The 12988-nt window shown below is 68.3% G+C and carries 13 protein-coding genes and 3 pseudogenes; 8 read left to right on the top strand and 8 right to left on the bottom strand.

Annotation, left to right across the window (positions count from 1 at the left end):
• Positions 1 to 101 precede the first annotated feature (101 nt).
• Entirely contained in the window at positions 102 to 554 is a 453-nt protein-coding gene (locus OG852_RS00610) for a DUF5707 domain-containing protein (RefSeq protein WP_330346785.1), read from the top strand.
• Positions 555 to 918: 364 nt separating this feature from the next.
• On the opposite strand, the gene OG852_RS00605 is transcribed toward OG852_RS00610, so the two are convergent.
• Entirely contained in the window at positions 919 to 1785 is an 867-nt protein-coding gene (locus OG852_RS00605; protein WP_133916259.1) for a helix-turn-helix transcriptional regulator, read from the bottom strand.
• 184 nt (positions 1786 to 1969) lie between these two features.
• Here OG852_RS00605 and OG852_RS00600 point away from each other — a divergent pair, with 184 nt between their 5' ends.
• Together OG852_RS00600 and OG852_RS00595 are read left to right on the top strand one after the other, a co-directional pair.
• Positions 1970 to 2404 (top strand): nuclear transport factor 2 family protein, encoded by a 435-nt coding sequence (locus OG852_RS00600; RefSeq protein ID WP_330346784.1) that lies wholly within the window; start codon positions 1970 to 1972, stop codon positions 2402 to 2404.
• 1166 nt (positions 2405 to 3570) lie between these two features.
• Positions 3571 to 4605 (top strand): sugar ABC transporter substrate-binding protein, encoded by a 1035-nt coding sequence (locus OG852_RS00595; RefSeq protein WP_330346783.1) that lies wholly within the window; start codon positions 3571 to 3573, stop codon positions 4603 to 4605.
• Between the two features lie 216 nt (positions 4606 to 4821).
• Here the strand turns inward: OG852_RS00595 and OG852_RS00590 are convergent, their stop codons facing one another.
• Positions 4822 to 5610, bottom strand: a complete 789-nt coding sequence (locus tag OG852_RS00590) for a class I SAM-dependent methyltransferase (protein ID WP_330346782.1) — start codon at positions 5608 to 5610, stop codon at positions 4822 to 4824.
• Between the two features lie 235 nt (positions 5611 to 5845).
• Here OG852_RS00590 and OG852_RS00585 point away from each other — a divergent pair.
• Both OG852_RS00585 and OG852_RS00580 read left to right on the top strand, forming a co-directional pair.
• Positions 5846 to 6233: pseudogene (locus tag OG852_RS00585) on the top strand (IS701 family transposase); the annotation flags it as partial.
• A gap of 335 nt (positions 6234 to 6568) precedes the next feature.
• Positions 6569 to 7774 (top strand): IS256 family transposase, encoded by a 1206-nt coding sequence (locus tag OG852_RS00580; RefSeq protein WP_330351366.1) that lies wholly within the window; start codon positions 6569 to 6571, stop codon positions 7772 to 7774.
• Positions 7775 to 7987: 213 nt separating this feature from the next.
• Here the strand turns inward: OG852_RS00580 and OG852_RS00575 are convergent, their stop codons facing one another.
• Positions 7988 to 8362, bottom strand: coding sequence for a winged helix-turn-helix transcriptional regulator (locus OG852_RS00575; RefSeq protein ID WP_133918292.1), 375 nt, complete (start codon positions 8360 to 8362; stop codon positions 7988 to 7990).
• 90 nt (positions 8363 to 8452) lie between these two features.
• Here OG852_RS00575 and OG852_RS00570 point away from each other — a divergent pair, with 90 nt between their 5' ends.
• Both OG852_RS00570 and OG852_RS00565 read left to right on the top strand, forming a co-directional pair.
• Positions 8453 to 9265, top strand: a complete 813-nt coding sequence (locus tag OG852_RS00570; protein WP_133918291.1) for an MBL fold metallo-hydrolase — start codon at positions 8453 to 8455, stop codon at positions 9263 to 9265.
• Between the two features lie 241 nt (positions 9266 to 9506).
• Positions 9507 to 9857: a YybH family protein gene (locus tag OG852_RS00565; protein ID WP_133918290.1), complete on the top strand. Its 351-nt coding sequence runs from the start codon at positions 9507 to 9509 to the stop codon at positions 9855 to 9857.
• Positions 9858 to 9968: 111 nt separating this feature from the next.
• Here the strand turns inward: OG852_RS00565 and OG852_RS00560 are convergent, their stop codons facing one another.
• The 4 genes and pseudogenes from OG852_RS00560 to OG852_RS00545 form a co-directional block, all read right to left on the bottom strand.
• Entirely contained in the window at positions 9969 to 10106 is a 138-nt protein-coding gene (locus OG852_RS00560) for a hypothetical protein (RefSeq protein WP_166663850.1), read from the bottom strand.
• 534 nt (positions 10107 to 10640) lie between these two features.
• Positions 10641 to 10886, bottom strand: a pseudogene (locus OG852_RS00555) (IS481 family transposase); the annotation flags it as partial.
• A 50-nt stretch (positions 10887 to 10936) separates the two neighbouring features.
• Positions 10937 to 11737, bottom strand: a complete 801-nt coding sequence (locus OG852_RS00550) for a class I SAM-dependent methyltransferase (protein WP_330346781.1) — start codon at positions 11735 to 11737, stop codon at positions 10937 to 10939.
• Positions 11734 to 12015: a plasmid pRiA4b ORF-3 family protein gene (locus OG852_RS00545; protein ID WP_330346780.1), complete on the bottom strand. Its 282-nt coding sequence runs from the start codon at positions 12013 to 12015 to the stop codon at positions 11734 to 11736. Before OG852_RS00545 ends, OG852_RS00550 begins: the two co-directional genes overlap by 4 nt.
• Before the next feature lie 74 nt (positions 12016 to 12089).
• On the opposite strand from OG852_RS00545, the pseudogene OG852_RS00540 reads away from it, so the two are divergent.
• Positions 12090 to 12551 (top strand): annotated as a pseudogene (locus OG852_RS00540) (IS3 family transposase); the annotation flags it as partial.
• A gap of 202 nt (positions 12552 to 12753) precedes the next feature.
• Here OG852_RS00540 and OG852_RS00535 read toward each other — a convergent pair.
• Entirely contained in the window at positions 12754 to 12876 is a 123-nt protein-coding gene (locus OG852_RS00535) for a hypothetical protein (protein WP_330351637.1), read from the bottom strand.
• Between the last annotated feature and the right edge of the window lie 112 nt (positions 12877 to 12988).

Below are 12988 nucleotides of genomic sequence, written 5' to 3'. Positions count from 1 at the left end.
ATCTGCACTCATCTCAGGCACCCCCTTGCACGGCGACTATGGATGCAGCGGAGCAGCCAGGAGCGCTGCCCGGTCCAGCCGACAAAATTTGGAGACTCTCAATGTCGCGACGTATGGCTCTGTCCGCTGCCGCCGGTGCCGTAGTCCTCGCCGGCGCCGGCGCCTTCGCTCTCGCCCACGCCGACGAACAGCCTCCGGCACTGGCCGACAGCACCGCCCGCTACACCGCTCCCGACAAGGACCGCGACGGCACGCTCACCTTCGTCACCGACGTCACCGCGTCCTCGGGCGTCAAGGACGTGAAGGTCCTGGCGTGGCCCGAGAACTCATCCCTCGCCAAGCAGAAGCTGACCACCAAGGACATGGCTGCCGCGGAATCCGCCACCTGCAAGCCCGCCGGCCACGACTCCGCACGCTGCACCTACACACTCACCCTCACCAGCAGCGACGCCGACTCATCCCCCGGCGGCCTCTGGCACATCGCCGTCCTGGCCACCGCCGAGGACGGCTCCACCACCCTGGACAGGGAGGCGGCCGACTTCACGGTCGAATAGCCCGAGAGTTCGTCGGGTTGTGCCTCGGCCGCAGAGGGCCGGGTGCCGTCAGGGCGGCCGGCGCTGCCGGGTGATCGTGGCGGCGATGACGTCGGCGGGTGTGGTGGCCGGGGCGGCTGAGGAGACGGCGCACATCTCCGGTGTGGCCGAGATGCTGTGTCAGGTCCTGAAGACAAGCTGAGCGTGCCTTCGGTGCAGGTCAGTGCGACTTGGAACGGGTGCCGCCATGTCAAGCCGTGACCGGAGGCGATCGCCGCACTCACTGGCCTGCTCGCGCCGGGTGACAGTCTCTCTGAGCGTCGGAAAAGGGGCCAGCACGGCCTCGTCAGGCCTGCCGGGGCGGCGGGTTGCCCGCGGATGGCGATTACGCGTCCTGCACCTGCCCGGCCGTGGCGGACCAACTGGCGAGTAGCTTCAGGCCGTCCTCCGCGGCGGTTTCGGGGGGCGCGCTGTAGACGACAACACTCAGGCCGCTTTCGTCCGGCAGGCTCATGGTCTCCTGATCGAGTTCCAGTTCGCCGACGAGAGGATGATTGAGGCGTTTGGTGCTCTCCCGGAAGACATGCACGTCGTGCGAGCCCCACATCACGCGGAAGGCGTCGCTGCGGGTGGACAGTTCACCGATCAGGTTCGACAGCTCCCGGTCGTAGGGGTTTTTCCCCGCCTCGATGCGCAGCGCGCCCACGGCGAAGCGAGCCATGCGCTCCCAGTCGGTGTAGAACCGCCTGGCCGCGGAGTTGAAGAACGCGAACCGGGCGACGTTCGCCCCGCATGTCGGGTCGGCATACATCTCCGAGTACAGGGCCCGGCCCAACGAGTTGGCGGCCAGCGCATCGAGGCGGTTGTTCATCACGTACGCCGGCAGCTCCGGCATGCCATCGACGATCCGCGCCACACTCGGCCGCACCGTCGATCGGCTTTCTGGCCGCGGTACCCGCGTTCGCGGCGCCGGTCCGGCAGCGCGGGCGAGGTCGTACAGGTACATGCGCTCGGTGGCGTCCAGCCGCAAGGCGCGGGCGAGGGCGTCGAGCACACTGTCGGAGACCCCCTGGAGGCTGCCGCGCTCCAGGCGCGTGTAGTACTCGACGCTCACGCCGGCGAGTGCGGCGACCTCCCCCCTGCGCAGCCCGGACACCCGGCGCCGACCGTACGTCGGCAGACCGGCCTGCTCCGGGGTGATCTTGTCGCGTCGGGAGCGGAGGAATGCGCTGACTGCGTCCCGGTTGTCCATGAGACCAGGGTAGGCAGGCTGCGCGACAGATGAGGGGCCCTGCCAGTACCCCTCACAGCAAGAACTCCCCCGTCACGCCCGTCTCGCGTTGCATGGTCCGTGCCCCGATCCCCCGGGGCCCGACCGGCGCGAGGACGCACGCGCCCCGGTCGGCAGCACCTGAACACTGATGAGGACCCACCAGATGAGCAACCAGATCGAGACGGTGACGGAGAGCCCCGCGGATGTCGTGCGAGGGCTGTATGACGCGTTGACCAAAGGCGACGTGCCGGGTGTCCTGGCCAAGCTCGCCCCCGAGGTGATCGTCGATGAGCCGGACCAGCTCCCCTACGGCGGCGTGCACCAGGGCCGCGAGGTGTTCGTGCAGTCGATCCTCGGCACGATGATGGCCCACGCCAACGTCGCCATTACCGACGCCGAGGTGTTCGAGGGCCCGGCGGGCGTCATCGGAACGCTCACCGGAACGCTCACAGCCCACACCACCGGCGAGAAGTTCCCGCTGACCATGGTCGAGATCCACCAGGTCGAGGACGGCATGGTCCGCAAGATCGACGTCTACACCAAGAACCCCCACGAACTCGCCGCGTTCTACACACGCGCCGAAGCGGGCACCCGCTGACCACGACACTCGTCGGGCCTTCCAGCGGTGCACGCGGAGACCCGCTGCGCTGAGGCCATCGGGTGGTCGGCAGCCATCCGCACCCGTCGTACGGGGTGCAGGCATGCGCAGGGACGGAGTGCCCCGGCTACGGCTGGTCGTGACCACCGACGACGACTCGGGGCCGCGCTTGGATCGCGGGTGCGATGGCCCGCTGATGCCTCCGGCGAAGGCCACGGCGGTCTTCTGTCCGTCCGCTTGCCGGCCGCGGCACCGGCGGCGGATGCGGCGGACGCGGACGAGGACCCAGGCGACCCAGGGCGGTGGGACGTCCAACTGTCCTGAGTGCGGGCCGTCCTGGACGGTCGGGATTGAACGTCCTGCCTCGGCAACCCACTGCTCTGCTGCCTCCCGCCTGCCGCAAACGGGCCAGGCACGGCCAGCGCGCGGCGGACGCCGGATCGTGAGCCCGCATATACGGCGGCTGTCACAGTGCCTCACGGTGGGGCCGTGCGCCCCGACGCTTTCCTGGCGCCGGTCGGATGGTGCGAAGCGACGGCGTCACCGGAGGACAGCCCGTGCAGGTAGAGCGGGGGAAGGGGCTCGCTGATCCTCGGCGACTTCCGGCACCAGGGGGCCAGGATCTGCGACGAGAACCGCTTGCGCTCGCCGGCACCCGACTGATGTCCCGGCGGAGGTCGCCGACTACCTCGCCAACAGCTCGACATCGAGGACGCCTCCACGGCCGCCGGGCCCATCCCGGTCAAGGCGCCGCGCGTGAACGACAAGCGTGTCGACGCGCCCGAAAGTCCAGGCTTCGGCGGTGGAGGACCGACGTCGACGCCATGTGAGCGGAATGCTGACGAAGGCGGTCAGGCGCGTCACGCGACGGTCATCTGGCCAGCGGAGGACGTTCCCCGGAGAGGGATGACCTTGCGACTGATTCTGAGCTCACGGAAAAGGAGACATCCGATGATTCACGACGAAGGGAGGGCCGCGATAAGTCCCTAATCGACCGCTTTGCTGAAGGTGTGTTGGGTATGTCGTGGTGTGCCTGAGGGGGCGTCAGGTCACGAATCCGAGAAATCATCGGAGGGATCTTGCCGGTCTTGGTTACTTGGCCCTAACGTCCTCGCCACGTATCGAGACATCCGATGACAGGCCCCCTCCTTGAGAAGAGCGCTTGCATGAAGTCCCACCATCTGCGTGTCGTTGCCGTCGTTGCCGGAGCCGTACTGCTTGCAGGAGCCGCCACGGCGTGCAACCGCGGCAGCGACACCGCCGACAAGCCCACGATCGGCATCGACCTGCCGCGTGCCGACTCCGACTTCTGGAACTCCTATTCCCGGTACATGAGGCGAGAGGCCTCCGCCCTGGACATCGACACCTTGCCGACCAGCAACTCCCGAAACGACGTCACCAAGTTGGCGGCGAATGCCCAGGCCTTCGAGTCCATTGGCGCCGATGCCATCATCATGGCACCGCAGGACACCGGTGCCATCGCCTCCACTCTCGACCAACTGGCGAGCAAGCACATCCCGGTGGTGAGTGTGGACACTCGGCCCGACAGGGGCAAGGTCTACATGGTGGTGCGGGCTGACAACAGGGCCTACGGCACCAAGGCCTGCGAGTTCCTCGGCAAGCAACTCGGCGGCAAGGGCAAGGTTGCCGAACTCCAGGGTGCGCTGGATTCCATCAACGGGCGTGACCGCTCGGAGGCGTTCGCCGCCTGCATGAAGAGGAACTTCCCCGACATCACCGTCTACCCCCTGCCCACCGACTGGGACGGCTCGGTCGCCTTCAACAAACTGCAGACCCTGCTGGCTCAGCACCCGGACATCAAGGGCATCTACATGCAGGCGGGCGGTGTCTTTCTGCAGCCAACCCTGTCCCTGCTCGAGCAGAAGGGCCTGCTCAAGCCTGCGGGCACCGCGGGGCACGTCGTGATTGTCTCGAACGACGGCATCCCGCAGGAGTTTGCCGCGATCCGCAGGGGTGACATCGACGCCACCGTCTCACAACCCGCTGATCTCTACGCCAAGTACGCTCTCTACTACGCCAAAGCGGCGGCGTCGGGCAGGACGTTCAAGGCCGGGCCCACGAAGCACGGTTCCACCATCGTCCAGCTGCCCAACGGGCTGGAGGATCAGCTGCCCGCGCCACTGGTGACCAAGGCGAACGTGGATGACAGCTCCCTGTGGGGCAACAACATCCCCCAATGATCCGCGGCCCGCGCTCCGACTCCCACGAGCGTGCAGCCGATACATCCAACGCTCACGGAACTTGCGCCAGACCCCAGATCAAACCGTTGATGCCACAGGTTGGGAGCCAGCGCGGCGACGACCGCACCCGTAGCAACCGCTTCAGCGCTGAACACTTCGCGAAGAACCCGCTGCAGACGGTCGCGAGCTGGCAGGTCGGCAACGACGAAAGGCGGATCAGCGGGCCGGCTCAGACGTGCCTCGCGCCTGGTCGCGGCCGGCGACCACCAGGTATCCATCGCTCTCGGGGTCGAAGGTGGTGGACTGCACCGTGAGCCCGACACTCCGCAACTGCGTTACGAGGTCCTCGTACCGGTAGGGCCAGATGGACAACCGCTCCGAGCAGGCTCGCACTGCCCCATCCGGCTCGATCTGGGCGACCACGATCTCGAGGAAGTGTTCCTGCTCCCAGCGCTGCTCGATCTGCCAGTAGTAGCTGACGACCGCATCGCGGTCGTTGCGGCGGATGAGTCGATCGCGGACGTCTACCCGTGAGCCGGCGGAGCGCACGAGCTCCCAGTTGCGTGACGTGAGCACGAGGCGTCCGCCCGGATTCAGCAGCCGCGACATCGCTTCCAGGGCGGTCAGGCGCCCGGCTGCGCCCTCAGCGTGCCCGAGCGAGTTGCCGACGCAGAACACCAGGTCGAACGTGGAGTCCTCCAGGTGGTCGGGCAGTTCGTCCCAGCTCGCGCGGAGGGCTCGAAGCGAGACACCCTGCTCGTCGGCGGCTTTCTCGGTCCGGCGAACCATCCCATTGCTGGCGTCTGCGGCGACCACGTCAAGGCCAAGACTCGCGAGACCGACGGCGAGCTGGCCGGTTCCACACGCGCAGTCGAGGACGCGCGCGTTGGGCGGCAGAGAGCCCACGACATCGCTGTAGTAAACCGCGGCTGCCTGGGCGGGGGTCAACCTGTCGTCCCCGATCAGCCACTCGTATACGTCGGAAAGCGCCCCATAACCAGCCACCGCGATACCTCCATCACTCGACGACACGCGGGCTGGACCGCGCCTGCGATTCGGGCCTTGCGCCTCGCACTGTGCCGGGCCGCGTCAGCGAAGCATCGAGCAGGACCCAACCACTTCCGGCCGCTGAGACTCCACCGGATTTCGTGGGAAACCGTGAGGTTCCCCCGAGATGCGGGGAAAGGTGACAGCAGGTCAGATGGGTCTCATGAGAGGAGCCCAGACGATGCCTGCCCCGGGGGCCCACGGCCAGCGGATCTTCGACTGGGCACGCGTCGAAGTGAGGCCCTGGCACCGCGAGGACCGCCGGCACTGGGTCCTCGCCCGCCGCAGTGTCAGCAGGCCCGATCAGATCTCCTACTGCCCCGCCGGCACGACGCTGGACGAGCTGATCCGCATTGCCGGCAGCCGATGGGCCGTGGAGGAATGCTTCCAGACCGCCAAGCAGAATGCGGCCTCGACAACTACCAGGTCCGCCGCTACCCCGGCTGGCACCGCCACATGACCCTGGCCATCGCCGCCCACGCCTGTCTGACGGTCCTGCGGGCACGGCAGCTGGACACGGAAAAGCAGAAACGGATCCTCCCAGCTCATCCACCTCAGCCTCGCCGAAATCCGACGCCTGATCCACCGCCTCACCAACCGCCGCCCCACCCCGGTCGACCACATCCTGCACTGGTCACACTGGCGTCGCCGACGCCAGCACCAGGTGCGCATCAGCCACTACAAACGACGCGGACACAGTCCCTGAATTCCGCTTCGACCTGCACCCTTGTCCCTGGGTTCTCCGGTGACCCGCACGAAGACCGCCGACGAGGGAGTGTAAATCTAACGGCGGATCCGACGATCATGGGAGAGACGTCAAGTGACTGACACCGCCGTGGAGTTGGAGACCGTGGAGCCTGTCGAGAGTGCCCGGTTGGGGCAGCCTGAGCCCGTGTCGGATGAGCAGTTGGTCGCGATGCTGGTGGAGCGGGCCCGGTCGGAGGGACTGCAGTTGACCGGGCAGGGTGGGCTGCTGCAGCAGCTGACCAAGCGGGTCCTGGAATCGGCCCTGGAAGGTGAGATCACCGATCACCTCGGCTATGAGAAGCACGATGCCGGCGGCCGGGGCAGCGGCAACTCCCGCAACGGGAGCCGGGCCAAGACGGTGCTGACCGACGTCGGCCCGGTCGAGGTCAAAGTCCCGCGTGACACCTCGGGCACGTTCGAGCCGCAGATCGTCAAGAAGCGGCAGCGGCGGCTGACGGGAGTGGACGAGATGGTCCTGTCGCTCTCGGCGAAGGGCCTCACCCATGGGGAGATCGCCGCTCACCTGGCCGAGGTCTACGGGGCGGAGGTCTCCAAGCAGACCATCTCCACCATCACCGACAAGGTCATGGACGGCATGGCGGAATGGCAGAGCCGTCCTCTCGACCGCGTTTACCCCGTTTTGTTCGTCGATGCCATCAACGTCAAGATCAGGGACGGGAAGGTCGCGAACCGTCCCATCTACGTGGTGATGGCGGTGACCGTGGACGGCACCCGCGACATCCTCGGCATCTGGGCCGGCGACGGCGGCGAGGGCGCCAAGTACTGGCTGCACGTGTTCACCGAGCTGAAGAACCGCGGCCTGGACGACGTGCTCATGCTGGTCTGCGACGGGCTCAAGGGCCTTCCCGATGCGGTGGAGGCCGTCTGGCCTCGCACGATTGTCCAGACGTGCGTCGTTCACCTGCTGCGCAATTCGTTCCGTTACGCCGCCCGCCAGGACTGGGACAAGGTCGCAGGGGCCCTCAAACCCGTCTACACCGCACCCAGCGAGGACGCCGCGACGGAGCGGTTCCTGGAGTTCCAGGAAGCGTGGGGCCGGAAGTATCCGGCGATCGTGAAGCTGTGGTCGGACGCCTGGGCCGAGTTCGTGCCCTTCCTCTCCTTCGACGTCGAGATCCGCAAGGTCATCTGCAGCACGAACGCGATCGAAAGCGTCAACGCCCGCATCCGCAGGTCCGTCCGTGCCCGCGGCCACTTCCCCAACGAGGCCGCCGCCCTCAAGTGCATCTACATGGCCCTGATGAGCCTGGACCCCACGGGCAAGGGCCGCAAGCGGTGGACCATGCGCTGGAAAGCACCCCTGAATGCGTTCCAGATCGCCTTCGAGGGTCGCCTGACCCCGAGCAACAACTGATCACTCAACAACCAAGATCAGCCGTTAAATTGACACACCCGCCGACGATTCCGCCGTCGGCGGCGACCGGCAACGGCAGAAGCCGTCGTGCGTCTACCGTGAGTGACGGCGGGCCGTGATCGAGTCCTGAGGTTGTGCGCAGTTTCGTGCTGGTCAGGGCGCCTGCTCCTACGGCGGAAGCACGGTGACGTGTGCACACCGAGCCTGCTCTTTTCAGGGCTTCGGGTCGGTGGTGTGGGTGTGTCGGTGGTGGGCGTAGTCGCCGGTGTGCTCTTCGGCCCAGTCCTGCAGGTGTTGCAGTGCGGCGGTGGCGCCGCGGGCGAGGTCGGTCAGGGCGTACTGCACCGTCGGTGGGCGGCCGGTGTGCACGGTACGGGTGATCAGTCCACCGGCTTCGAGGTCGCGCAGGGTCTGCGCGAGCATCTTGTCGCTGACACCGCCGGCCCGCCGGCGCAGCTCGGACCAGCGTTGCGGGCCCGCCACGAGATCCACCAGGACCAGGGCGGCCCACCGGGCGGTGACCAGGTCGAACAGCTGCCTGCCGGGGCAGGCGGGATCACGGACGTTGCCTCGCGTGCTTTCCTGCACGTGCTCACCTCACCTAAAGGTATGTACTTCCCAGCAGAAAGTAACTCGGTCAGAGTGAGGGAGCCAACCGCTGATCGTCAAGGAGTACCTGTGGTAATCGACGATGCCGTGACCCGCGCCGCGAACACCGTGACGGTGCTCGGCGGCCCTACCGCGCTGATCCACCTGGCCGGCTGGACGCTGCTGACCGACCCGACCTTCGACGCCGCCGGCACCGAATACCAGGACGGCCCGGTCCTGGTACGCAAGACCGCCGACCCGGCGCTGAAGCCCGCACAACTGCCCGCTCTCGACGCCGCCCTGGTCAGCCACACCGGGCATCAGGACAACCTCGACGCCACCGGGCGTACGGTGGCCTCCGGTGCCTCGGAGGTGTTCACCACCGTCGCCGGCGCCGCCGATCTAGGGGGCGCAGCCGTCGGCCTGGAGCCCTGGCAGACCCGGACCCTGTCGACGCCGGGCCGCACGCCGCTGAACATCACCGCGGTCCCCGCCCGTCACGGGCCGGTGGGCACCGAGGCCATCACCGGTCCGGTCACCGGCTTCCTCCTGCACACCGACGACGGCTCGGCACCGAGCGTGTACGTCTCCGGTGACACCGTCGACCTGGACGCGATGAGCGCCCTGGCCGACCGGTACCGCATCGACGTGGCGCTGCTGCACCTGGGCGCGGCCGGCTTCGAGGAGCTCGGTGACATACGACTGTCGCTGACCGCGGTCCAGGCCGTCGAGGCCCGCCGCCTGCTCGGCGATCCCCTCGTGGTGGCTGTGCACGCCGAGGGCTGGGCGCACTACACCGAAGACCGCAGCCACGTCCAGCAGACCTTCGACGCCGCCGGCGTCCCGCTGCACTGGCCCACCCCCGGCGAGCCCGTCACCCTGCCGGACCCGCACACCCGCTGACACCTCACCCAGTGCCGGTGGCGCACCGGCCCGCTCCTTCCACGCCGCCGCAGACGCAGGAGCGGCTGCGGTCACCGCACTGCATGAGGGCCTCGCCATCGTGCCGGACGAGATCATCAGCGCGCATGACAGCGCCCAGCAGCTTCTGGGGCTGACGCCGCCCGTCACCGGTCAATGGCTCACGCAGATCGGCCTGTAGCGGACCCGCCCGTCCGCAACGAAGAAACGAAATGGAAAGAACATGACACCGGAAGCCGTGCACGAGCGCTTCGCCCAGTACCTCAAAGACCAGGACCTCGACGGACTGGGTTCCCTGTTCGCCGAAGACGCCATGTTCGTACCGGGACCGGGACAGCAGCCGGTCTACGGCAGGGAAAGCATCAAGGAAGCGCTCAAGGTCTACCTCGCCTTGCCCAGCACCATGGAGGTGGTGGCCACGTCGGTCCATCAGAACGGCGACCTGGCGATGGTCCAGCCGTCCTGGCGGATCACGAGCGAGGGCGGCATCGTGGAAGGAAAGGCGGTCGAGGTGATGAGGAGGACGAGCGAGGGGGACTGGGTCTACATCATCGACAACCCCTACGGCGTCTGATTCTCGTCATCCCGGCATCACCGTCGGGCGACGGAACCTCGTCACGGCAGCGGCGGCCGTATCCACGTTCTCGATGCGGCCGCCGCTTGCTTTCCGGCGTCGGTGACTCGGTCATGATCCGGTGTGGTCCGGGCGCGGTTGGCCGGTGAGGGTGAGCAGGTCTTCGACGTGGCGTTGTGCGGTGAAGGCTCCACTGCGGGCGGCGAACAGGTCGGTGCCAGCGAAGTCCACGCGGGCACCGGCTGTCACGGCACCGAGGAAAGCGGTGCCGGCGAACCGCCGGTACAGCAGTGCCTCGTCGGTGCCGACCGGGGTCCGGAGTCAGGCCGGTAAGCGCGGTGCGGACGCGGTCCGCCGTCGCCGCCGCGAACCTCGACGCAGTGGGCCGTTGGCACTGGACAACGGACAACAACAAACCCTGTCCATAACTTGGTTTCGTACGCCCACGACGGGCCTGTCGGCAGCTGTGTCACGGGCCGCGCGAGGGCGACGTCCACGGGCCACTCCACACCATCAGCCTGCGCCTTCGGGACACCGGCCGCCTGCTGGCGTACTCCCGCACGGCCGACAGGCGGCCCGGGCGGCACAGCTTCTGCGTACAGCCGTCCCGCCGCACGGCGCGAGCCCGGCCGCGCTATGCGACCGGGCTCTGAAGTGGTCTTGGGTGTTCTCGACTTTCTGCTGAGCGAACCGCCCGGCTGTCATCACCCACATGGGTGGTGCCTGCTCACACCGCGGCGGCCTCCATCTCCTGCTGCCTGGCGAAGCTCTTGCGGTAGGGCCAGCGTTGTCGGTCAGGACCCGCTCGACGCGGTCGATGCCCGTGGTCTGGAAGAAGGCCGCGGCCCGGCGCAGGAAGTCTGCGCAGGTGGCGGCCTTCTCGTCGCCGTGGATCTCGCTGTGGGCGAGGCGGGAGTGGTCGTCGACGGCGGAGTGGACGTAGTCGAAGCTCGTCCCGCTGCGGGTGGCCCGGCCTGCTTGGCGGCCCAGCACCTTGTGGCCGCCGCCGTCGGGAATCCGGCCCACCTGACCCAGCCGCCCGCCGGCCTCACTGCTGACCTGGCCCGGCCGGTGGAGGGTCAGTGACCGGCGCCAGCCTTGACCGCTTTCGTGGCGAAGTAGCCGGAGAGCCAGCCGGCGGTGGCCTCCGAGTGGTGCGGCGCCTCGGCGAAGCCGGTGATGGCGAAGCCCGCCGCGATCTGCCCGCCGAGCTGCTCGGTGAGCGTGTGGCTGTACTCCACCGGCGCGTCGAGGCCCCACAGCCGTTCCCGCTCGGCGGGCTCCAGGTGGGTGAGGTCGCTGTAGGGCAGGCGGTGGCGCACCACCAGCTCGCCGCGCGCCTCCAAGGACTCGGCGTCGAAGAGGTAGACGTCCGGGTTGAGGAAGCCGGACAGCAGCGTCCCGCCGGGGCGCAGCACGCGGTGGCACTCGCGCCAGACCGGCGCCAGCTCCGGGATGAACACGTTGGAGACCGGGTGGACGACAAGGTCGAACGAGGCGTCCGGGAACGGGCTCAGGTCGCGCGCGTCGCCGAGCACGGTGCGTAGGTCGAGCCCCTCCCGCGCCGCGACCATCTCGTCCTGCGCAAGCTGGCGGGGCGAGTTATCGAAGACGGTGACCCGCGCGCCCGCCGCGGCCAGCACCGGACCCTGCTGCCCGCCGCCGGAGGCGAGGCAGAGCACGTCGCGACCGGCGATCTCCGGCGGGAACCAGGTCGGGTCGACCGGCTCGTACCCGATCAGGACGATGGACCACTGGCCGGCCCGTGCCTTCGCGATCACCTCGGGGCCGACCGGGCGTGACCACTCGTTGCCCTCCTCCACCTCGCGGTCCCAGGCGAGGCGGTTGTGCGCGACGGGGTCGAGGGGAGTCTGGCTCATACGCCGTACCCTAGTTGCGTGTCGTCGGCGGTGGGAGCGACCGTATCCATCGGGGCCTTCCGCTCGTCGCGGTGACCGGGTTCGCTGTCGCGTAGCCCGTAGTCGCCAGCCCGGGTGGTGAAGAGGTGCATGTGGTAGTTCTCCCAGCCCATCGCGGTCTGGATCGCCAGGTGCAGACGGGCGAGTTCGAGGTCGGCCGGGACCTGCAGCCGTCGCCAGGTCGGCGGGTGGATGTCGGCCAGGGTGACCTTGGTCTGCAGGACGGAGCCAGCGGACATGGCACTCTTCCTTCGCGGCGGCGGGCTCGTCCCCGGTCTGGCGGGGTCGACCGGGCGTGAACCGTTCCAGCTAGTACAAGTGGCGGGACGGGGCCGACGCGCGGCCCGCTCGGCAGGCCGCCGACCGGGCCCTGGCCGAACGGATCCGTGCCGTCCACGCCGACTCCGACGGCGCCTACGGCTCTCCGCGGATCACCGCAGAGCTCCGCGCCGACGGCCGGAAGATCAACGAGAAACGGGTGGCCCGCGTGATGCGCAAGTTCTCCATCCAGGGCATACGCCTGCGCAAACGGGTCCGCACCACGATCCCCGAGCCGTCGGCGATTTCGGTCCCGGACCTGTTCCGGCGGGACTTCACCGCCCCGGCGCCCGGGATCAAGTACATGGGCGACATCACGTATCTCCCCACAGAGGAGGGCGACTTCCTCTATCTCGCGCACCGAACTCGTCTCAGACCACCGCGGATGGCAGCCGCCACCCGCGGTGGTCTGAGCGGCGCGGTGTTCCACTCCCATCACGGCGCCCAGTACACATCGCGTGAATTCGCCGACTGCTCGCCTCAAGCTCGGCCACCCGGGCCTCCAGCTGCCGGATCCGCTCGTCAGAGTCGGCCGACGGTGCCGGCTGTCCTGCCCGGGCCGGAGCAGCACCACCTGACCGGGCGGCCGCGGGGTGACGCCGCGACGATCCCGGTCCCGCAGCACCCACTCACGCAGCGTCGCCCTGTTGATGCCCAGGTCAGCGGCGATGCTCTTGCAGGGCCACGGCATCGGCCTTGAACTCGTCCGAGTAGTCCTTCATCGCCGTCGGCGGTGTTCTCGCTTTCTCCGGATCAAGCAGATCCAGTATCAGCGTGTCCACCGCGCAGGGGGAGGCCCCAGGGTCCGGCGAGCACCCTGTGCCCTTCCCCTCGGCGCGGGTGGTGATCGCGCGCAGGTGATTCGCGCGGGGTGTGTAGGCACGGCAGGCTCGT

The sequence above is a fragment of the Streptomyces sp. NBC_00582 genome (genome assembly GCF_036345155.1).
Lineage (GTDB): Bacteria > Actinomycetota > Actinomycetes > Streptomycetales > Streptomycetaceae > Streptomyces.
The sequence above is the reverse complement of the archived record's forward strand: the minus strand, read 5'-3'. Positions and strand labels throughout refer to the sequence as shown.

What these genes read in the sequence shown, in the direction of transcription:
- OG852_RS00545 (WP_330346780.1), bottom strand. Translation starts at nt 12,015, where the DNA reads ATGTCCGCTGGCTCCGTCCTGCAGACCAAGGTCACCCTGGCCGACATC.
- OG852_RS00595 (WP_330346783.1), top strand. Translation starts at nt 3,571, where the DNA reads ATGAAGTCCCACCATCTGCGTGTCGTTGCCGTCGTTGCCGGAGCCGTA.
- OG852_RS00605 (WP_133916259.1), bottom strand. Translation starts at nt 1,785, where the DNA reads ATGGACAACCGGGACGCAGTCAGCGCATTCCTCCGCTCCCGACGCGAC.
- OG852_RS00600 (WP_330346784.1), top strand. Translation starts at nt 1,970, where the DNA reads ATGAGCAACCAGATCGAGACGGTGACGGAGAGCCCCGCGGATGTCGTG.
- OG852_RS00580 (WP_330351366.1), top strand. Translation starts at nt 6,569, where the DNA reads ATGCTGGTGGAGCGGGCCCGGTCGGAGGGACTGCAGTTGACCGGGCAG.
- OG852_RS00565 (WP_133918290.1), top strand. Translation starts at nt 9,507, where the DNA reads ATGACACCGGAAGCCGTGCACGAGCGCTTCGCCCAGTACCTCAAAGAC.
- OG852_RS00610 (WP_330346785.1), top strand. Translation starts at nt 102, where the DNA reads ATGTCGCGACGTATGGCTCTGTCCGCTGCCGCCGGTGCCGTAGTCCTC.
- OG852_RS00550 (WP_330346781.1), bottom strand. Translation starts at nt 11,737, where the DNA reads ATGAGCCAGACTCCCCTCGACCCCGTCGCGCACAACCGCCTCGCCTGG.